The sequence below is a fragment of the Asticcacaulis biprosthecium C19 genome (assembly GCF_000204015.1).
GTDB classification, from domain to species: Bacteria; Pseudomonadota; Alphaproteobacteria; order Caulobacterales; family Caulobacteraceae; genus Asticcacaulis; species Asticcacaulis biprosthecius.
The window spans coordinates 1,040,511-1,061,178 of record NZ_GL883077.1 but is presented as its reverse complement, the minus strand read 5'-3'; the positions used below and the strand labels follow the sequence as shown (position 1 = coordinate 1,061,178).

General features: G+C 62.9%; 17 protein-coding genes. 6 read left to right on the top strand and 11 right to left on the bottom strand.

Annotation, left to right across the window (positions count from 1 at the left end; translation table 11 throughout):
• The 4 genes from ABI_RS05295 to ABI_RS05280 form a co-directional block, all read right to left on the bottom strand.
• The coding region (locus ABI_RS05295; protein WP_441293821.1) for an efflux RND transporter permease subunit at positions 1–3,152 on the bottom strand (3,152 nt) is incomplete at its 3' end.
• Between the two features lie 7 nt (positions 3,153–3,159).
• A complete protein-coding gene (locus ABI_RS05290; RefSeq protein ID WP_006271822.1) occupies positions 3,160–4,392 on the bottom strand; it encodes an efflux RND transporter periplasmic adaptor subunit in 1,233 nt (410 codons plus the stop codon).
• A complete protein-coding gene (locus ABI_RS05285; RefSeq protein ID WP_006271821.1) occupies positions 4,389–5,657 on the bottom strand; it encodes a TolC family protein in 1,269 nt (422 codons plus the stop codon). Before ABI_RS05285 ends, ABI_RS05290 begins: the two co-directional genes overlap by 4 nt.
• Before the next feature lie 57 nt (positions 5,658–5,714).
• Positions 5,715–6,137, bottom strand: coding sequence for a hypothetical protein (locus ABI_RS05280; RefSeq protein ID WP_040308610.1), 423 nt, complete (start codon positions 6,135–6,137; stop codon positions 5,715–5,717).
• Between the two features lie 48 nt (positions 6,138–6,185).
• On the opposite strand from ABI_RS05280, the gene ABI_RS05275 reads away from it, so the two are divergent.
• Positions 6,186–6,608: a GNAT family N-acetyltransferase gene (locus ABI_RS05275; RefSeq protein ID WP_006271819.1), complete on the top strand. Its 423-nt coding sequence runs from the start codon at positions 6,186–6,188 to the stop codon at positions 6,606–6,608.
• Here ABI_RS05275 and ABI_RS05270 read toward each other — a convergent pair whose 3' ends face one another.
• From ABI_RS05270 to ABI_RS05260, 3 genes are all read right to left on the bottom strand, one after another.
• Positions 6,609–7,412 carry a ferredoxin--NADP reductase gene (locus tag ABI_RS05270; protein WP_006271818.1) on the bottom strand — a complete coding sequence of 268 codons (804 nt, stop codon included), beginning with the start codon at positions 7,410–7,412 and terminating at the stop codon, positions 6,609–6,611. It lies immediately after the preceding gene.
• Positions 7,413–7,546: 134 nt separating this feature from the next.
• The gene (locus ABI_RS05265; RefSeq protein WP_006271817.1) at positions 7,547–9,097 is read right to left on the bottom strand and encodes a trypsin-like serine protease; all 1,551 of its coding nucleotides are present in this window, start codon (positions 9,095–9,097) and stop codon (positions 7,547–7,549) included.
• Positions 9,090–11,240: a C1 family peptidase gene (locus tag ABI_RS05260; RefSeq protein WP_006271816.1), complete on the bottom strand. Its 2,151-nt coding sequence runs from the start codon at positions 11,238–11,240 to the stop codon at positions 9,090–9,092. Before ABI_RS05260 ends, ABI_RS05265 begins: the two co-directional genes overlap by 8 nt.
• A 171-nt stretch (positions 11,241–11,411) precedes the next feature.
• Between ABI_RS05260 and ABI_RS05255 the strand changes: the two genes are divergently transcribed.
• The 4 genes from ABI_RS05255 to ABI_RS05240 all read left to right on the top strand — a co-directional run bounded on the left by ABI_RS05255 (position 11,412) and on the right by ABI_RS05240 (position 14,816).
• The gene (locus ABI_RS05255) at positions 11,412–11,693 is read left to right on the top strand and encodes a hypothetical protein (protein WP_006271815.1); all 282 of its coding nucleotides are present in this window, start codon (positions 11,412–11,414) and stop codon (positions 11,691–11,693) included.
• 173 nt (positions 11,694–11,866) lie between these two features.
• Positions 11,867–12,523, top strand: coding sequence for a response regulator (locus ABI_RS05250; RefSeq protein ID WP_040308608.1), 657 nt, complete (start codon positions 11,867–11,869; stop codon positions 12,521–12,523).
• Positions 12,520–14,385 (top strand): sensor histidine kinase, encoded by a 1,866-nt coding sequence (locus ABI_RS05245; RefSeq protein ID WP_006271813.1) that lies wholly within the window; start codon positions 12,520–12,522, stop codon positions 14,383–14,385. Before ABI_RS05250 ends, ABI_RS05245 begins: the two co-directional genes overlap by 4 nt.
• Before the next feature lie 26 nt (positions 14,386–14,411).
• Positions 14,412–14,816 (top strand): hypothetical protein, encoded by a 405-nt coding sequence (locus ABI_RS05240; RefSeq protein ID WP_006271812.1) that lies wholly within the window; start codon positions 14,412–14,414, stop codon positions 14,814–14,816.
• Positions 14,817–14,964: 148 nt separating this feature from the next.
• Here ABI_RS05240 and ABI_RS05235 read toward each other — a convergent pair whose 3' ends face one another.
• From ABI_RS05235 to ABI_RS05225, 3 genes are all read right to left on the bottom strand, one after another.
• Positions 14,965–15,474: a hemerythrin domain-containing protein gene (locus tag ABI_RS05235; protein WP_006271811.1), complete on the bottom strand. Its 510-nt coding sequence runs from the start codon at positions 15,472–15,474 to the stop codon at positions 14,965–14,967.
• 276 nt (positions 15,475–15,750) lie between these two features.
• Positions 15,751–16,635 (bottom strand): universal stress protein, encoded by an 885-nt coding sequence (locus ABI_RS05230; protein WP_157138704.1) that lies wholly within the window; start codon positions 16,633–16,635, stop codon positions 15,751–15,753.
• A 4-nt stretch (positions 16,636–16,639) separates the two neighbouring features.
• Positions 16,640–19,216, bottom strand: coding sequence for a cation-translocating P-type ATPase (locus tag ABI_RS05225; protein ID WP_006271809.1), 2,577 nt, complete (start codon positions 19,214–19,216; stop codon positions 16,640–16,642).
• A 397-nt stretch (positions 19,217–19,613) separates the two neighbouring features.
• On the opposite strand from ABI_RS05225, the gene ABI_RS05220 reads away from it, so the two are divergent.
• A complete protein-coding gene (locus tag ABI_RS05220) occupies positions 19,614–20,393 on the top strand; it encodes a 3-keto-disaccharide hydrolase (protein ID WP_006271808.1) in 780 nt (259 codons plus the stop codon).
• Positions 20,394–20,399: 6 nt separating this feature from the next.
• Here ABI_RS05220 and ABI_RS25545 read toward each other — a convergent pair.
• Positions 20,400–20,668: type II toxin-antitoxin system RelE/ParE family toxin (locus ABI_RS25545; RefSeq protein ID WP_083811388.1), on the bottom strand; the 269-nt coding region annotated here is incomplete at its 5' end.

Genomic DNA, 20,668 nt, shown 5'->3' with positions numbered 1-20,668 from the left:
GATTCGAGCGGCCTCGCCGCACTCTTCCCATGCACGATCCGATACAGCGCCGGCAGCACCAGCAGGGTCAACAAGGTCGACGACACGATCCCGCCGATCACCACAGTTGCCAGAGGCCGCTGGACCTCCGAACCGGCGCCGACATTGAACGCCATGGGCACAAAGCCCAGCGACGCCACCAAAGCCGTCATCAGCACCGGCCGCAACCGGGTCAGAGCGCCTTCGAAAATGGCCTCGTCCAGCCCCCGTCCCTCAGCGCGCAGAGTGCGGATAAAGCTCAGCATGACCACCCCGTTAAGCACCGCCACCCCGGACAGCGCGATGAAACCCACCCCGGCCGAGATCGACAAGGGCAGGTCGCGCATCAGCAGAGCTCCCACGCCGCCGGTCAGGGCCAGCGGTACACCCGAAAAGACGACGGCCGCATCCTTCACCGAACGGAACAAGGCAAACAACAAACCGAAGATAAGCAGCAGCGTCGCCGGCACCACCAATTGCAAGCGTTGCGCCGCCGAGATCAGTTGCTCGAACGTGCCGCCATAGGTGATCCAGTAACCCGGATCGACCTCCACCTCGGCGCCGACCTTCTGACGTACCTCCGTAATGAAGGAACCCAGATCGCGGCCGCGGACATTGGCGGTCACAACAACCCGGCGCTTGCCGTCCTCGCGGCTGATCTGGTTCGGGCCCTTTTCAACCGCAATGCTGGCCACGTCCTGCAAGGGCACAAAGCCACTCACGCTGCCGTCGGATGCACGCAGGGGAATACGCAACCGTCCGATCTCATCGACATTCTGGCGAAGGGTTTCCGGCAGGCGAACGACGATATCAAAGCGGCGATCGCCCTCGAACACCTGGCCCGCCTCGGTTCCGCCCATGGCGGTCGACACCACCTCCTGAACATCGGCGATGTTGAGCCCCAAGCGCGCAAGTGCCGCACGATCGGGTCGAATCTGCAGCACCGGCAGGCCGGTGATCTGTTCGACCCCGACATCGGCGGCACCGTCGATACGTTCCATGACCTCGCGGATCTCGCCGCCCTTGGCAATCAGCACCTCAAGGTCGTCGCCATGCACCTTGACCGCCACATCGGCGCGCACCCCTGACAGCAGTTCGTTGAAGCGCATCTGGATCGGCTGGGTGAACTCGTAATTGTTGCCGGGGATTTCGGCCACGGCCGCCCGCAGTTCGGCAATCAGCTTCGCCTTGGGTTTATTGGGATCGGGCCAGTCCTTGCGGTCCTTCAGCATGATGAAGGTGTCGGCGACCGATGGTGGCATCGGGTCGGTCGCCACCTCCGCCGTGCCGATCTTGGAGACCACCCGCTCGACCTCCGGGAATGTCTTGATGCGCCCTTCCAGGGCTGTCTGCATCCTGACCGCCTGGGTCAGGCTGGTCCCCGGAATGCGGAGGGCGTGCATGGCAATATCACCTTCGTCCAGGTTCGGGATGAATTCCGAACCCATGCGGCTGGCGGCCAGACCGGAGACGACCACCAGGGCCACGGCGCCGGCCACAACCGCCACCCGCTTGCGCAATGCCCATTGCAGGGCGCGATCATAGAGCCCGCGGCTGAAACGCATGAAGCGGCTTTCGGTTTCCTGGACCTTGCCCGTCACAAACAACGCGACCGCCGCCGGGACAAAGGTCAAAGACAGGACCAGGGCCGCCGTCAACGCCATGACCACGGTGATGGCCATCGGGTGGAACATCTTGCCCTCGACCCCGGTCAAGGCGAAGATCGGGACATAGACCAGAGCGATGATGAGCACCCCGAACAGCGAAGGCCGGATGACCTCGGCTGTCGCCGCTGCGGTCAGGCTGAAGCGCTCGTCGCGCGTCAGCAACCGGCCCTGGTAGTGTTGCGCCTCAGCGAAGCGGCGCAGGCAGTTTTCGACGATAATGACGGCGCCGTCGACGATCAGGCCGAAGTCCAGCGCCCCCAGTGACATCAGGTTGCCCGACACCCTTGCCTGGACCATGCCGGTGATGGTCAGCAGCATGGCGAACGGGATGATCGCCGCCGTGATCAGCGCCGCCCGGATATTACCCAGCAGCAGGAACAGGATGACGATGACCAGCAACGCCCCTTCCGCCAGATTCTTCTCGACCGTATGGATGGTACGTTCGACCAGGGCCGTGCGGTCGTAGACGGGCTTGGCTTCCACGCCCGGCGGAAGGGCTTTTGCCGCTTCCTCCAGCTTTTGCGCGGCCGCAAGCGCGACCGTGCGGCTGTTTTCGCCGCTCAGCATGAAGACTGTCCCTAAAACGATCTCCTGGCCATTTTCGGTGGCTGCCCCCGTGCGCAGTTCCTCACCCAGGCCGATATCGGCGACATCGGCCACACGGATCGGAATACCGCCGCGATTGGTGACAATGATGCCGCCCAGATCTGCCAGGGTTTCGGCCTGCCCCGAGACGCGGACCAGGTACTGTTCGCCATAGCGTTCGACATAGCCAGCGCCTGCGTTGGCGTTGTTGCGCTCCACCGCCGTCACCACATCCGACATGGTCAGGCCATAGGCCGACAGCCGGTCGGGTAGCGGGGTAATGTGGTACTGACGCTCGAAGCCGCCGATGGTGTTGACCTCGGTGACGCCGGGAGTGTTCCGCAATTGCGGCCGGATGACCCAATCCTGCAGGGTGCGCAGGTCCTCCGGACTGTAGGCCGTGCCGTCGGCCTTGCGGGCGTTCGCTCTGGCCTCGACCGTGTACATAAAGATTTCGCCCAGACCCGTCGAGATGGGGCCCATCTCTGGCGCGATACCCGGCGGAAGCTGGTTCTTCGCCGTCTGCAGCCGTTCATTGACCAGTTGCCGCGCGAAATAGATGTCGGTGCCATCCTTGAAGACGACCGTTACCTGGCTCAATCCGTAGCGTGAGATCGAGCGCGTGTAGTCCAGACCCGGCAGGCCGGCGATGGCCGTCTCAACCGGGAAAGTAATGCGCTGTTCGGCCTCCAGCGGAGAGTAGCCGGGAGCTTCGGTATTGATCTGGATCTGGACATTGGTGATGTCCGGGGTGGCGTCGATCGGCAGGCGCTGGAAGCTCCAGACACCGATCGCGGCCGAGACCAGAACCAGGGCCAGTACGATCCAGCGGTAACGGATCGCCGCCGTGATGACGGCTTCGAGAATAGGTTTCTTGTCCATGGCGGCCTCAGTGATCGTGGCTCGCGCCGGACTTTTCGATGTCCGCGCGGATCAGGAAGGCGCCGTCTGTGACGTATTCGGTGCCGGGTTCCAGCCCGCCCAGGACCTCCGTCCATTCCGGCGTTCGGCGGCCCAGTTCCAGCATGCGCACCTCATAGGTTTCGCCGGACTTCATGTAGACCACGGTAAAGTCGCGGAAGGGCTGCAAGGCTTTCGTCCGCACCGCCAAGGGCACGGATTCGCTCGACACGGCGAACGATCCGTTGACCCCCATGCCCGGCCGGAAACTCGAGGCCAGGCTAGACGGGATATGAACGTGCGCCATGAGGGTCTGACTGGCCAGGTCGGCGGTTGGCAAAATAGCCTCGACCTTGGCCATCACCTTGACATCGCCGGCCAGGTTGCGGACCTCGACTGACTGGCCGACCCTCACCTTTTCGGCGTCACGCGGATAGACAAAGAACTCGGCATGCAACTGCGTCGAATCGGCAATGACCAAGATGGCGCGGTCAATAGCCAGGTCGCCGACATTCAGATTCTTTTCGACAATGATTCCGGAAATTGGCGCCGGAATGCCATAGGTCTGCAGGCTATCGCTCGACTCGACGCGCGCGAGGATCTGACCTTTACGCACGGTCTGGCCCAGTTCACCGGTCAGCGACATGATGCGGCCAGGATACCAGGCGCGGATCTCGCCCTTGCCTTCCGGGGTGATCTCGACACGGCCGGACATGTCGATCAGATCGCTGACCTCGGCCGCGCCGGCGATTTCCGTTTTGACGCCACCTTCAATAGCGGCATTGGCCTTGATGGTGGTGCGGCCCTCATAGGACGCGTAGGACCAGATATGGTTCTTGCCCTTGTACGTGGCGGCCACCTTGACATCGAAGGAGTGCGGCTCGACCACCTCGCCGTCGCCGCGCAGATAGTCCTGCTGGGGGGCAAAGGCAAATTTGTCCTGCTTGCCGCCAAGCCTCACCAGGGTCACTGTGAGCTGGACCTGGCGGGGATCGACAGGCTTGTCATTCTGGTAGGGATAGACGTGGAACTCGGGCGGGACCCCATCTTCGAAGATGGCGATCTCGACGGCGAAATCACCATCGCGTAACAACCGGCCGCGGTGCGGTCCGCGTTCGAATTCTTCTTCCTCTGCATGCTCTCCGCGTTCCTCGGAGGGCGCCTTGCTGCAGGCGGCCAGGGTCAGGGCGGCGAAGCTTGTCAAAATCGTACGGCGGATCATTGGGCCACCTCCGGCAGCAAAGCCACCCATTGACCACTGAGACGTTCGCGCCGGGCGCGTTCCAATTGGAAAGCTTTAAGAACCTCCAGGCGACGGGCTTTGGCGGCCATCAGCACCTCCTGGGCGCCCATGACATCGCGGTAGCTAAAACCGCCGCGGGCAAAACCTTCGCGCACCTGGGCCACCGCGCGTTGCGCCTGCGGGATAACCTGGTCGTCGATGCGGCGGACCTCGGCGGCATGGTTGACCATGCGGATCGTGCTGGCGGCAATCTCGCGGTCGCGGATGCGGCCGGCGGCAGCGAAGTCGCCAGCCGCGGCCTGGGCCTCCGCCTGCGAGCGTTCGATGGCACCCGCATTGGTATTGTAACGGCCAAGCGGAATCGAGCCGCCGATCACGAAGGCAAAGGCGTTGTCCGCCTGGTAGTGGCGGATGCCGGCCTGCAGGGTCGGGTCCTGGACGCTGCGCGACGTTTCCACCGAGATATCGGCGGAAGCCATGCGCTGCTGGGCCCGCAACAGGGCCAGATCCGGCGTTTCCATCACCACGGGTTCGGCGCCGGCCGCACTGAGGTCCTCCAGCCAAGCCGGGTCGAGGTCGATATCTGCACCCCCGCCCCAATAGCCGGCCAGTTGCAGTTTCAGCTGCTGCGCTTTCGCCTTGGCCTGGTCGCGGGCGATTTCAGCGTTGGCGACATCTGTATCGGCAAGAGACCCGGCAAACAGCGGATCGCGCGCCGCGGCAACCCGGCGCCCGATTTCCGCCTGGGCGGTCCGTGCCAGGGTCAGGCGTTCCTCGGCCAGGGCGACCGTGGCTTCGGCGGCGGTGGCCTCAATCCACAGGGTGTGGACCTCTCCCATCAGGCTCCAGACCCGCACCTGTCCCCGAGCGGTCACCAGGTCGCGCTGGGCCGAGGCCGAAGCGATACGGGCGTCGCGCTTGCCGCCGCGTTCCAGGGTCTGCTGGTAGGTGACGGTCGTTTCCATGCGGTCGATACCGCTATAGGCGCCCGAGCCCAGGGCGTCCTCGACATCGACCCCGATGGCGGGATTCAAGCGAGCGCCCGCCTGGCGGATACCCGCGTCGGCAGCGCGACGGCGCTGGTAGGTGGCGTCGGCGGCAGGATCGGCTTCGGCAGCGCGAGTCAGGGCCACGGACAGCGGCAGAGGTTCGGCCAAAGCCGGAACCGCCAGGATTAAGCTTAGCCCGGCGGCCTGCCAGTTAATGGTCTTTGCGCAGCTCACGCGCAGATAGAGGGGAATCATAGGTCCTCGCTGAATGTCTGAACGCGCCGGAGGGCGGCGCACCCCGTCAGTGACGGGTCAGGCTCGCGGAGGCTGGTCGGGGGTTGGGGTGCTCAGGCCGGTGGGCATACTGGTCTTGCCCTGCCGCAGGTCGAGCGGTGCGGACAGGCCGGTTGTTGCCAACAGCGCCTTTTGCGGCAAGGGCGCCGATGGCGTTTCGCTGTGGTGATGATGGTGGCTGAGCCCCATGTCATCGTGATGGATGTCGACCGGTGCAATATGGCCGTCGCAGTCATCGCGTTCGCCGTCGCAGGCCTTCAGCCAGCCGCCGTCGGCCAGTTCGATATCGCCACTCGCACGATGTTGCAGATTGAGCTGGTCACTCTGGATTCGCGCAAAGCCGGTATTAAGCGTCGCTGCCATACACAGAAATACGCAGAAGGCCATCAGGCGCGACATCAGAGGGGGCAGGAGCTTCGCCATTTGGACGAACAGTGTCATGGAATTCGCGGTCGCCGTCAACCATTGGGATATGATACGGATTGCCGCATGAAGTACGACATCACCTCCGACCGGTCGCGGATCGATTTCGACCGGGTTTACGCCTTTATCAACGGCCAGTCCTATTGGGCCCAGGGCATACCGCGCGAACTCTTCGACCGGGCTATGGCCAATTCGCTGTGCTTCGGCGGCTGGCTGGGTGGCGAACAGATCGCCTTCGCCCGCGTGATTTCAGACTATGCCACCTTTGCCAACCTGGTCGATGTCTATGTCGAGCGCGAGTTCCGCGGCATGGGCTATGCCTCGGCCCTGCTGGAAGCCGTGTTCGCCCATCCGGATTTGCAGGGATTGCGGCGGTTCATGCTGGCGACCAGCGACGCCCATCACCTGTACGCCAGGTTCGGCTTCCACGCCCCGGCACGGCCGGACACGCTGATGGAGCGCTATCACCCGGATATCTATAAGGGCTGATTACTCGGCGGCGGCGGTCGCACGCGACGGCGTCTGATCGGCAAAGGCCTTCTCGACGACGAACTGGCCGCGCTTGGCGTTGGAACCTTCTTCAAAGCCCAGGCCTTCCAGCAGAGCCGCAAGATCCTTAAGCATGGCCGTGCTGCCGCAGACCATGACACGGTCCTGCGCCGGGTCCAGCTTCGGCAGCCCCAGGCTGTCATAGAAGGCGTCGGAGACCAGGTGGTCGGGAATCCGGCCCTGGCGTTCGAACGGCTCGCGGGTGACGGTCGGCACATAGACCAGCTGGTTTTGCGCCAGCTCGCCGATATATTCGTCGTTCTGAATCTGCGAAGTGAAGAAGTCGCGATAGGCCAGTTCGGCGATATTGCGCACGCCGTGGATCAGCACGACCTTCTCGAAACGCTCATAAGCGTCCGGTTCCTGCACGATCCCCATGAAGGCCGCCAATCCGGTGCCGGTGGCCAGCAGGTACAGGTTGCGGCCCGAATCCAGGTTATCCAGCAGCAGGGTCCCCGTCGGCTTGTGCCCGACCAGGATTTCGTCGCCGGGCTTGATGTGTTGCAGGCGTGACGTCAGCGGACCGTTCTCGACCACGATCGAGAGGAATTCCAGATGCTCGGCATAGGCCGGCGAGGCGATCGAATAGGCACGCAGCAGCGGCCGGTTGTCGACCTCAAGGCCGATCATCACGAACATACCGCTGTCGAAACGGAAAGCCGTGTCCCGCGTGGTGCGGAAACTGAACAGATTGTCCGTCCAGCGATGAACGTTCAGCACGGTCTCGCGGTTGAACTTGGCCATAAACAACTCCAGGGGCAGGCAGACGAAAGCCCATCATTTTGCAGTGCAAATAGGTTTCAGACCCTTTTTCGTCAAGCTATTTCCCCTGTACGGCCGGGTTAGTGCTGCTCACTTCAGGTCGAGATCTGCCGCCGCTATTTTATCTCATAGTCCAGCACCGCCATGCCCCATCCGGGCAAGGGCGCATCCGCCTCGACCTTGGGCAGGTCGTTGATTTCGGCATTGACCTGGTTGGCCAGATTGGCCGCAAAATAGTCCGCCCCGGTCTCGGTATCCCAGCCTGGCTCATAGGTCACCTCAACGCCCTTGGATTTGACGGACGACGAGGCGATGAAATCCTCCAGGTTGGCGCCCGGCGGCGCGACGATAGCCAGAAGCTGCGACGCGCCATAGGGCGGCTGGGCCTGGATCTGGAAGGGCTGGGTTTCGTCCGGGAAGGTCACCGGGCTGTTGGCGACGATAAAGCCGCGCCCGGCGTCCGACGCAAAGGCGTTAGGGAAGACCTGCACCACCTGAAATCCGGAATTACGGTCGATCAGGATCAATCGTCCAGCCACCGGCGAGGTCACTTTCAGGCGGATGCGCTGGCCGGCCTTTAAGGACGTCAAACCGCACGCGCCGCCTTCGACGGCTTCGCAAATCTCGACCGTGATACGGTCCTTCGCCGGCGCCAGTTGGTGCTGGAGGGCCGAGAATCCGGCGGCTTCTTTAGGCGCTTCGTTGGCGCCGGTCATCGGACGCGCCGCGGCCACCGTCGGCACGACCGAGCGAATCCAGCCGGCATAGGCCGAAACGCGGGTATAGATGCCGGGTTCACCGGCGATGCCGCATGGCGACGGCCCCCAGCTGACGACGCCGATCTGATAGGGACGGCGCGCCCCGTCATAGGCCATGAGAGGGCCACCGGAATCGCCACCACAGGCGTCACCGATGGCCTGGCTGGCGGCCGCCTTGACCCAGCCGGCGCAGACCTGGCGCGGACCGATGACGCCACCCGTGCCCTTGCGCCCTTCCGAACAGAGACCGCCATCGACGATCGGCATGAAGGCTTCCAGCAGCCGACCGGCACGCGCCGCAAACTGCACGCCGTCGCGGGCGCGGAACATTTGCGTGCTCTCGCTCTCGGTCGTGCCCAGGCCTGCCACAGCCGTCAGGCCGCTGTCCGGATCGGTATCGGCCGCCAGCGACAGGGCTGCAACCGGGCCGGTCCAGTCGCGGTCGACCTGGATGATCGCAATGTCGTTGTCATAGGATGGCTGACCCGCCGTCTGCTGCAACTCTTCCTCGCAATCGGAATCAGGGTGGGCCGTGACCTTGACCGCGCGATAGGGCCTGGCTTCGGGCGTCCGGGTCAGGTCGACCAGGCCGGGAAACAGCATCAGACTGGCGACGGGCTTTGCCGCGACGGCGCAGTGTTTGGCCAGGGCGGGGGCATAGGATTCGACACAATGCGCCGCGGTCAGGGCGTGGCGCTTGGAAATCATGGTGGCGCCGCAGACAATGGCCACCGATCCGTCAGGGCGTTTGATCCCGATGGCGGCATAGCCCGGCCAGCGCGCCGGATCGGCTACCTGCCCGCCGACGACCTTGGCCGAGGGCGGCGGTGTCGAGACGCGCCCGGCCGTGACGGCTGCGGGTGCGACGGCCAGAGCGAGAACGGTCAGAAGTGCTGCGCCTCTAAACACCGGTCTTGATCCTCAACTCGTTCATCCCGACCCGGCCCTTGTCATCCATGATCGTGATGCGGATACGGTGATTGCCCGCAGGGATAGCCAGCGGATTGGCGTTCAGGCCGGTTGCTGTGACCTTGCCCTGAGCCAGGACGCGGTCGGTAAGGTCGCGCCAGCCGACCGCCGTACGGTATTGGATCCGCAGGGTCTCCGGCCGGATGCGCGCGCCCGAGGCCGGTTTGAAGGTGATATTGGCCAGGGTCAGCCGTCCGGTCCTGGAGTCGTAGTTTCCAGGCAGGACAACCTTGGGGCCCCAGCTGTCGCCGGTGGCATAAAACGGAAGGTTCCATTCCGGTTCGCCGGAACCGAAGGCCTTCAGTTCCTCCTCAGTGATGAGCCAGGCCGTCGTCGGGGTATCGCGAACCTCGATCTGCACGATCTGGGCACGGATACCGGGGTCGGAACGCACCGCCGCGCCCAGATCGCTGCGCAGACGGTCCATGAAACCGGCTTCCGACGTGTTTTTCGGCATGGTCTTGGGCGTCATCGCGGCCCTGCCGGCCAGGATCAGCACGGCCTCGGTGCCGTAGGGCCGGCTGGCGGTCAGCTTGATCTTGGAATTGGCGCCACCAATCGACAAACGGCGACGGCCGCTGCCATCCGGCTTGACCTCGCCGCGCCAGATCTCCTTGGCCGACTGGTCCGCCTGGAGGTAAAAGATCTGGACGTATGGTGCCTGGTCCTGAACTTCGGCCTCGATGGCGAAACGATCGCCGTTGCGCAGGATGGCGGTGGTCGTGACGGGGGCATCCTCTTCGGTGATCTGGACGCCGCGGGCCACCGGCGGCGCGTCCGGTGCCAGGTTAACCACCTGGGCCGCCACGCCGCCACGATTGACGGCGTCCTTCAGAATGCCGCGGATCTCACAGGCCGGCCATGGCGTTTCCTCCATGACCACCGAGACGCGGTCGCCATACTGACCGGTGCGGGCGCGCAGATACTGCACCTCGTCGACACAGCCATAGCCGGTCAAACGCCAACCCGCGGTGCCTCGCGTGACCTTGATCTCGCCGGTTTTGAACTCCCGGGCCATGGCCGTCAGTTCCGGCGTCAGATCCTTCGGGGTCGGTGGCGGAGGAGGAGGTGGCGGTGGTGGCGCGACGGCAACCGGCGGCTTGACCGGCGCGGTCTGCAGCGGCTGAGCGGGCACGGTCTGCACGGGTATTGTCGAAACCGGCACCGTCACATTCATCGCCTTGGCGGGGGCATAGACGCCATCGCGCGGGATCATCGGCGGCAAGGCGCCCTTGAAGACGAAGGCTTCCTGGACCAGCGCCGTCAGGGCGGCATAGCTGACCCAGGCATAGCCGCGGTCGCCCCAGCCCTGGCCCCATGAATTCATCAGCCGGAAGGCGCCGCGTTCGCCATTGGCCGCGACCTTGGCGTCGTCATAGCCGACGACGACCATGGCATGGCCGCCCTTGGCCGCTTCACCCGTCGAGTTGGGCCCCAGCGTCATGACGCCCGGCCCGGAAAAGGCCTTCCACTCCGACGCGTTGAAACGCACGCCGATCACCACCGGCTTGCCGCGTTCCAGCATCTCCTTGTAGGCATCCGGGTTGCGGATATTGGCGACGGGGATGGCCTCGTAGCCTGGCACCTTCCAGGCGCCGGCCACAGCCAGGTGGTCTGGCCCCGGCGCCGGCATGCAGGTCGTGGGCGAATAGGGAAATTCCGCCAGGCTGACGGCACCTTTGTCGACGACAACGCCCAGGGCATCAACCAGGGTGGCGCCACCGCAGAACACGCCCTTGGGATCGGGCTTGGAGGTCGAGGCGTTGAACACGAAGGCAGGCGAAGCGATCTGTTTCGGGCTAGAGGGTTTGTAACCCAGTTCGGTCGCCAGGTAATAGGACCGCGTCGCATACGACACCGCCCAGCCAGTGCACGACCCCTGGAAGCTCTGGTCGCCCGGCACCGGAAAGTACGGGCTTAAATCGACCTTGGTCAGCAGCACGGCGCTGCGGGCGCGCACCGAGGCCGGTTGTTTGGCATAGTCTTCCGGCGACAGGGCGATGTAACCCGTGCCGGGTTCCTCCTGCGCTATTGCGGGCGCGGCCACCATGGCCAGAACCAGTAGACTGATACCCCTGCGCACGACCTTCGCCCCTTATATTTTTTCTCCCTTACCGGTGCCACAAAGCCCGCTTCGTTTCAAGCAATCGGGAATGGATTACAGTCCTTGTAATTGTTGAGGCCGGGCTCAGTCCCGCATCGTCTTTTTACGCGTTCAGGTCTTGAATCCCGGCAACCGTAAAAGGAGTTCTCCATGTCCCTTGCCGACTCGACCGAAGCTATCAAGACCAAACCCGACGAAACCGTCGATACCTATGTCTGGAAGCCCGAACAGGCCCGGTCGCCAAAACCAGCCGCCATTCCGGCGCCCTACCGGCGCGTTTCGTCCTCAACGCCGTGGTCACGCACTTGGCGCATCTTCGCCGCCGGCCTTATCATGGGAGTCGCTGCGACCAAGGCGGCAGAGTTGCTGCTGCATTCCGGCGGGAAACGGACGAGAGGCAGATTCGTGCATCCGGAACCGCCGATGGACTGATCGGATTTGTCAGAGGTAGCTGGCTAAGCCGCGCGGCCCGCCCGCCCAGGATCGTCGGGCCAGATGCCATGCCCCGGTCCATGAAATCGGTCGCGTCCCGCCTCCATCCCGCGATTAAGGGGTGTACAGAACGCCTTTCGTCGAAGATGATCCAACTCTCAGAGGGATCGTGCATGGATAAGGGGAAACGCCGTATCGGGGTGGTGGAAGACGATCCCGTCATCCGCCAGCACTTGGCGCGCATATTCGAGGGCGCGGCCGACCTGATACTGACCGGCGAGGCGCGTTCGGTCGCCGAGGGACGCGAGTTGATCAAGCAACCGCTGGACCTTTTGGTGCTGGATCTCGGCCTGGAGGATGGCAGCGGCCTGACCCTGATCGCCGAAGCTTTGAAAACCGCCACGCCGCCGCGCATCCTGGTGTTGACGGTGTTCGGTGACGAAACCTCGGTGATGAGCGCCCTCGCCGCGGGTGCCGACGGTTATGTGCTGAAAGACAGTCCCGACGACGACCTGCTGGACAATGTCCGCCAGACCCTGAACGGCGGTTCGCCGATCTCGGCCTCGGTGGCAGCCTATCTGCTGCGCCATTTGCGCACAGCGCCGCCACCTACTCCGGAGCCGTCGGATGAGACCCATCTGACCACGCGTGAACTCGAGTTGCTGAAGCTGCTGGCGAAGGGTTTGAGCAACAAGGAGGTCGCCCTGGCTCTGGAGATTTCGCACTACACGGTCGGCGACCATATCAAGGCCATCTACCGCAAGCTGGCCGTACGCTCACGCGGCGAAGCCGTCTTCGAAGCCTTCCACCGCGGCCTGATCCGGCAATGACGGCGGCGGCCATCTGGCAGCACCGCTTTGTCCGCCTGGCGCTCGGTATCCTGAGCGCGCAGATCCTGTTCTGGGGGACACTGTTTCTGATCGGCGAAACCGAAAAGGAACACCTCTACATGAAATCCTGGGAGGTGGGCGAAATCTACGTCCACCCCCTGCCCGGTCTCGATCCGGACTTTGGTGCGCGCGATGCCGGCCACCGTCAAACCTTTCCCGTCGAACCCGGCGCCTGCTATCGCGGCTATCACAGCCCGGCCTACCAGATCAGCTTCGACGTCAAGGGCGACGAATATGTCAACTGGGCGCTTTATTTGCCCTGGGTTTCCGACAACTTCGAAACCTATGTCAACGGCCGCCTGATCGCCACGCCGCGCGGTGAGTTTTCGCTGACCCCCAGCCGTGAGGAACGCCGGCCCTTCCTGATCGGCATCCCGCCGGACCTGATGGAGCCCGGAACAAACCGGGTCGATCTGGTGGTGACACGCACAGGCTGTCATCCCTATGTCCAGACGGTCTATTTCGGGCCGCTGGAGCCGTTCAAGGCCTATGAGCACCACATCGTCCTTCTGGGTCACTATGTGCCGATCATCACCGCCGTGGCCGGAGGCCTGGTCGCCCTCGTGGCGCTGTGCCTGTTACCGATTTCCGGCTACAGCCCGCTCTTCGCCAGCCTGGCCGCTTTCATGGCAGCCCTGGCCCTGCGCGCCGTCGCCTATGTCTGGGCCGGCAACGGGTTGGACTACACCACCTTCTTTATGTTGGTGTACCTGATCCACTATCTGTGCCTGGCGACCGCCGCCTATTTCGTCCAGGCGTGGACCGGGCAGCCGCGGCAGCACACCTTGTGGTTCGCCCTCAATTTCGTGATATTCGCTGCGATCTTCGCCCTGGTGTGGGCCACCGGCGGAGAGGTTTATGTCCTGGTCACCCAGGTGTTGAATCCCGTGTCGCTGCTGCTGGTGTCGGGCTACACCCTGTGGAGCCTGTGGCGCATGGCGCCGGCGCGCCCGGGCGAAGCCGGTGGGGCTATCGTGCTGATGTCATTGTTTCTGGCGTCGGAACTCTACGACGCCCTGATTACCATCTTCCAGGTCAGGCGGTTTATCGATGCCGCCTACTACCTGCCGATCGTGTTGATCGCCGCTGTGGCCGGCCACCTGGCTGCGCAAGGCTACCGGCTGTACCGCGACCTGGCCGTCCAGGTGGCCGAAAAGGAAGCCGAGATCCGCGCGTCTTACGCGCGGCTACAGGAGCAGGAAAAGGTCAACGCCATCAACACCGAGCGCCAGAGGCTCATCCGCGATATGCATGATGGGATCGGCGGCCAGTTAGTCAGCCTGATGTTGCAGCTAAAGGGCAAGCCGCTGCCTCAGGAGCGCGTCCATCAGCAGGTCCAGGCGGCGGTCGACGACCTGCGGCTGATCATCGATTCCATGGACAGCGTCGGGGATTCGCTCGACATAGCCCTGGCGATTTTCCGCGACCGGATGCAGCCGCGGCTGAAGGCTGCGGGCATCCGATTTGTGTTCGAGAACCGTCTGGACGGCGAGGTCCAGGGCTTCCGGCCGCAGGAGATTCTGCACATCTACCGCATCCTGCAGGAGGGAATGACCAACATTCTGAAATATGCCGCGGCGACGACGGTTCGGCTCGAACTCGAAGCGGGCGACGCGGAGACGCTCCGTATCCGGCTAAGCGACGACGGCCAGGGATTCGACCCCGACGCCCGACCGGAAACAGACGGCGGACGGGGGCTCAACCATATGCAAAAGCGCGCCCGGGCCTTGGGCAGCGAACTGACGGTAGAAGCCGCGACGGGCCAAGGGACGGTTTTGACTTTGGTGATTAAACGGCCTTAGTGTCCAGCAAGATATGGGGGAACGCAATGTCGGTAAGAAAGCTGATCCTGACAATAGCGATGCTGACGCCGTTGACCGCTTGCCAGCCGTCGCACGTCAAGGCAGGGGATCTGAAACCCATGAGCGACGCAGAGGTTCGCAAAAGCCTTTCCAATGTTATGATCGGACCGGAATGCTGCGACTCTTCCGAAGGCTACTATCGCAACGGGGTTCACATGATTTACGGCGAAGGCATTGAAGAGGGCCACTATACGGTTCAGGGAAACCGGGTCTGTACGCGGTGGGTCTATCCCGGTAAGCCAGACCTTTGTCGCGAGTTCTACCGAGACTCGTGGGGTCGGGTTTATTATTCCGAAGATGGCCAGGGCGCAGCAATACGCTTCGAATCACGGCCATCTGGCGAAGTCGAGAGCAGTGCCTCCGGCAACTGACCGGCGCCGTGGCGGTGTGCGAAATTACGATCCGCTACCAAACGGAAGATCAAGCAAGGATTGATCGAAAAAACACGAACTTCAGGCTTGTGCGGATCAGGCATGCCTTCAAGTTCGTGCTTTTCATGTTGTTCGTGGTCAAAAAACCTTACCGCCCCTTTGGCAGCCCGCCGATGGCCGAGGCTTCGCCCAGCACGCCGGCAGGAACTTCGAGCTGTTCCTTAAACTCCCGCTTCAGCGCGTCGATGTCCTTGGTCAGCTTGGTGGCCTCGTGGCTGCTCAGGTACTTTTTGGCCTTTTCGAAGATCTCGCGCTCTTCCTCTTCGACGTGGTGGGCGACCGAGTGCTTGAACTCGCCGAAGGTCTCGATCCACAGCTCTTCCTCGATGGGCGTGGTTGACAGCTTGTGCAGGTACTCGCGGATCTCGTCGTGTTCGTGATGGGCGTGCTCGATCTTCTCCCCGACAGCCTGGCTGCGTGTCGCCTTTTCGATGGCGTCGTAGAAGGTCTTTTCTTCGGCATCGGCGTGCAGGGTCAATTCCTGCCTGATCGTTTCGAACAGGGCCTGGCGCTCGCCAAGATCCTTGGTGTCGATGACCTGCTGCATCAGGTCGGCGACCTTCTGGTGGTCCTTCTTGAGATAGTTATAGATGTCCATGACCTGATCCCTTTTGGAATGATGTGACGTGTTTCCGCCGGAGAGACGATCATGACCTGGAGCACCATAAGGCCGATATGTGTGCGAAGTGTACGGACATAAGCCGCCGGTAAATCGCTTTGCGGACCCAACGAAGAATTAAGCCCGGTCAAACCTGCTGGGCGGCAACGGCCGAGGGCCCGTTATCGCCAAAGCTAAGCATCGACCTATTGGAATTTCTTAAAATCCTACCTGTTCCTAAATCGACGCGTGCAGCGGCTCGAGGTAGGGCTGGTGTCAGTGGGCCAGCAAAAGCGGAAGATGCGCATGTTTGAGAATATGATTGCTAACGCTCCCCAGACTCAACTCACCCATGTGGCCGTAACCATAAGCCCCCGCGACCAGCAGGTCGGCGTCCAGGTCACCGGCCTTCTCCAGCAGGATATGTCCGATACTGTGGGCGACGCGTTCGGCACGGATGAAATCGGCGGAAATGCCGTGGCATGCCAGATAGGCCAGGACAGCCGCCTCTCCGGTTGCGTCATAAGGGTCACCCATGCCCTCCACGCTTACCAGGTGGACGCTATCGGCGCGCGACAGATGCGGCAACGCGGCACGCAGGGCGCGCGAGGCTGTCAGGCTTCCGTCCCACGCCACGGCAACGTTGCGGGCATAGCCCGTCGAAGAGAGCGGCGCATCCGATACCGAAGGTACGACCAGGACCGGACTGCCGGTATGGAACAGTGCCGTCAGGACCGCTCCCGTGTGGCCACCGCGACCACCGTCCTGGCCGATGACAATCAGGTCGACGCACCGGCCGGCATCCGGCAGGCACCGTGCAACCGGCCCCATGAGGGGACAGAAGGTTACCAGGGCTTGGTCGGGCAAGATGGGATGATGACTGGCGACCAGAGGTACGGCATGGGTAGTGGACCTTTTCGTCACAAGGGCCAGAGCGGCGTCCGCCAGATGGCGGGCATCCGTCTCGAGCACTGCGGTCACACCTTCGCCTGACGATGACGAATCCGCTGCGCGCAACACTTCGAACAGAACCGGCGGCGACGCCACATGGACGACCTGCAACCGGCCACCGCTGGTACGGGTCAGGTGGAAGGCCGTATCGAGGGCATTGAGTTCATAGGTTTCACCGCCGAACAGGCACATAAGCGATCGAATCGACATGATGTCACTCCGGTAGAGGGTTTGGGACGTGGCGCATTCCGCCTGCAACACGGGGCGAAGACAGCCATCTGCGCCAGAAAGGTTTCAGACCCTCCAGGCAGATCAGGGTGATGACGCCGGCGCCGAGGCTGAGCGCCAGATCGCTCCCGTGCAGCGGGCCAAAGCGAAACAGGTCACGCGCCCACGGCCACAACAGCGTCAAGGCCAGCATTGCCACGACGCCTGACAGCACATAGCCCAGAGCGGAATTCGGCCGTTTTAGCGCCGTCAACAGCGAGGCACTGTAAGAGCGGTTGACGAAGATCAGCGCGACGATGCTCAGGATGAGTGAGACGAACGCCAGGGCACGGACTTCGTTTTCAGCCATGCCCAGATGAAGGGCCACCATGAAGATCGCGGCCACCAGCGACAGTGCCAGCGTGCCCTGCAAAACGCTCCAGGCAATCAGTTCCTTTGAAAACAAAGGCTCCAGTGGCGCACGCGGTGGACGGTTCATGACATTGTCCTCCTCGCTTTCGGCTTCGAAGACCAGCGAACAGACCGGGTCGATCACCATTTCCAGGAAGGCGATGTGCATCGGACCGAACAGGATCGGCAGGCCAAAGACTAACGGGAGCAGAGCCAGGCCGGCAATGGGGACGTGGACGGCAAAGATAAAGGCGATCGCCTTGCGCAGATTGTCATAGATGCGGCGGCCCAGGCGCACCGCCTTGACTATGGAACCGAAATCGTCGTCCAGCAGCACGATGGAGGACGCTTCGCGCGCCACATCCGTACCCCGCCCGCCCATGGCGATGCCGATATGCGCCGCCTTGAGGGACGGCGCATCATTGACGCCATCGCCGGTCATGGCGACGATCTCGCCATTCGCCTTCAGGGCCTGGACAAGCCGCAGCTTCTGCTCCGGTTGGATGCGGGCAAAGACGGTCACCGATTTGAGTTTCTCCGTCAGGGCCGCGTCATCCAAGGCAGCAAGGGCGTCGCCGCTGACCACCTCATCACTGGCGCCACCGTCGAAAAGCCCGGCCTGGCGCGCGATCGACTGCGCCGTGACCGGATAGTCACCGGTAATCATGATGACGCGGATGCCGGCTGTCCGGCATTCTTTGATCGCCGCCGGGACGCTGGCCCGTAGCGGATCGGCGAGCCCGACCAGGCCGAGAAATTCGAAGGCGAAATCGCGCTGGCTGGCGGGGAGGTCTGCGCCCGTATGGCTGGCCCGTGCAATGCCGAGGACACGCAGGCCCTGCCCGGCCATGGCTTCCACGGCCAGTTTCAGGACCGCGACCTCTTCATCGCTGAAGCGGCAGAGTTCTGCTATGGCTTCAGGTGCACCCTTGGCCGCGACGATCCTATCCAGGTGGACATCGTCCGGTTGCCAGACCTGCGACATGGCCAGAAAGTCCGGCCGCAATCCGTAGGAGTTGACGAGCTTTCCAGGCACGATCCGTGACGGACCCTGCTGTGCCGCGAAGGCGTGAAAGGCCTTTTCCATCGGATCATGGGGTTCGGGTTCGCTGGCCAGCCGACCGAATTCCGCCAGGTCGAGACACCCCTGAGTCAGGGGCGCATCGGCGCGCGCGACCTCACCGGCTTTAAGACGCAACTCGGCGACAGACATCTTGTTTTCGGTCAGGGTGCCGGTCTTGTCGGTGCACAGCACGGTGGCCGACCCCAGGGTCTCAATCGCCGATGCCTTTCGCGTCAGGACTCGGGCCTGCGAAATTCGCCAGGCCCCCATGGCCATAAAGACCGTCAACACCACCGGAAGCTCTTCCGGCAGCATCGACATCCCCAGGGCAATGCCGGCGAGAAACGCCTCCAGCCAGCCGCCGCGGAATAGACCGTAGAGGAGGACGACCGTAAGGCAGACAATCCCGCCGACGGCGGCGAAGAGCACGACCAGCTTGCGCGTTTCGGTTTGAAGCCTCGGCACTTCGGGCTTCAGGCTTTTGAGCGAGTGACCGATCTGGCCGATCCTGCTTCCAACGCCCGTGGCAAAAACCTCGGCTACCGCGGTGCCGCGCACGATCAGGGCGCCGGAGAAAACACGGCCATCGTCAGTCTCCGAAGGGGTTTTACGCACCGGAAGCGACTCGCCGGTCAGCAGGGATTCATCGACCTGAAGGTCATGGCTTTCGATAAGCTTGGCATCGGCAGGAACCCGATCTCCCTCGGAAAGCACGATCACGTCGCCACGCGCCACCTCACGGCCCTCGATCCCGACGCGCTGGCCGTCGCGGAGAACAAGCGCACGCGGACTGGTCAGGTCGCGCAGCGCCTCAAGCACCTTTTCGGTGCGGGCTTCCTGAACGACGGTGATCGCGACGGAAGCCATCGCAAAGCCTAGCAGGACAAGGGCTTCCTTGAGGTCGCCGATCACCAGATAGATGACGCCGCCGGCCAGAAGAAGGACCAGCATTGGCTCCCGCAGCACCTCCAGGACAATCCGGAACGGTGTACGTTTGTCGGGTTTGGGCAACTCGTTGAAGCCTTCCGACCGCAGGCGCGATTGCGCCTCGGACGTCGTCAGTCCGCCCGGGCGTGTTTGGGGCGGCTTGGTTGGTGATGTCGCGTCCATAGGGCCCATTCGATCAAGGCGAAGCATCGCGCGACGACGACCTGACCGGGTCGGGAGCGGCGCGTTTTTCCGCAGATAGCGTGCGGACGAGAACCCGAACACCCAAGGCTCAAGCTACGGCCTATTTTGTAAGGATCATACAGGGATTTCCCGGGAAAACGACGTAGAAGGCCCAGCCAGACTCCGGCGGGGACGACGAGGCGGGAAGCCAGCATTGCCGCGGTCAAGATCGTCCTCATGTCAGGCGTCCTCATGTCAGGCTCCATCTCCTTACACACCGGGGCGCCGCAAGGTAGCTGCATTTTTGATCAATATCGAGCAAATATTGTCACGTTTTTGCGGCTTGACTTTGGGCAGGAGCGGATGTGTTGCTGGGGCCAATGATAGGAGGTCTCCCATGAAAGCCGCGATCCTCATGAGCCTGGCGCTGATTGGCGCCGCCCCGGTTACCGCTTCGGCAGCGGAATCCGCATGGGAACCGATTTTCAACGGCAAAACGCTGGACGGATGGACGCCGAACCTCGTCGGGCAAAAGGTAGGTGACGACCCGCTGAAGACCTATGTAGTGGAAGACGGGAACCTACGGGTGTCCTATACCAACTACGACAACCGGTTCGCCGGGCAGTACGGCCATATCTTCTGGAAGGAACCGCTGAAGGCGTTTCGGCTGCGCTTCGAATACCGCATCTATGGCGACCCTTTGCCGGACATCAAGGTGTGGGAGGTCAGTAATTCGGGCGTGATGTTCCACGCCCAGACGCCGCAGACCATGCGGCGCGACCAGGGCTTTCCGGTCAGCCTGGAGTTCCAGATCCTGGGCGTGCCGCGGCCGCAGCAGGAACCGAGCGGCAATCTGTGTACACCCGGCACGACGGTGGTGATCGACGGCAAGCGCGACCTGCGTCATTGTATCCTGTCGTCGTCGCCGTTGTTGCCGGTCGGGGTGTGGACGCAGGGCGAGATCGAGGTACTGCCCAATGGCGAGATCACACACTTTGTCGACGGCAAGGCGGTTCTGCACTATTCGGCGCCGGAGCTGGACCCGGCGGATGGCGATGCGGCAAAGCTGATCGCGGCGGCCGGTGGCGTTTTGAAGTTGGAGCGGGGCTATATCGCGCTGCAGGCCGAAGGCCAGCCGATCGAGTTCCGCAAGATCGAGGTGCAAAGGTTGGACTGAGACGTATCAGCCCAGGCGATCTCTTAGCCGCGCGGTCAAATCCATACGCTCATGTAGGATCGCCACGACGATGGCAGGCGCAGTTTTGCTTCTGAGGCAAAAGATATAGTGGTGTTCGCAATGCGCCACGTGCAGGTCGCGGTGAGTGTCTGGCAGAAGCTTATAACTGCCTTGCCCGCGCGACAGCCTTTCGATTCCCATCTGCAATTTTGTAGCATAGACGCGCGCCTGATCGACGCCCCAGGTCTTGCGGGTATGCCTGACAATAGATCTCA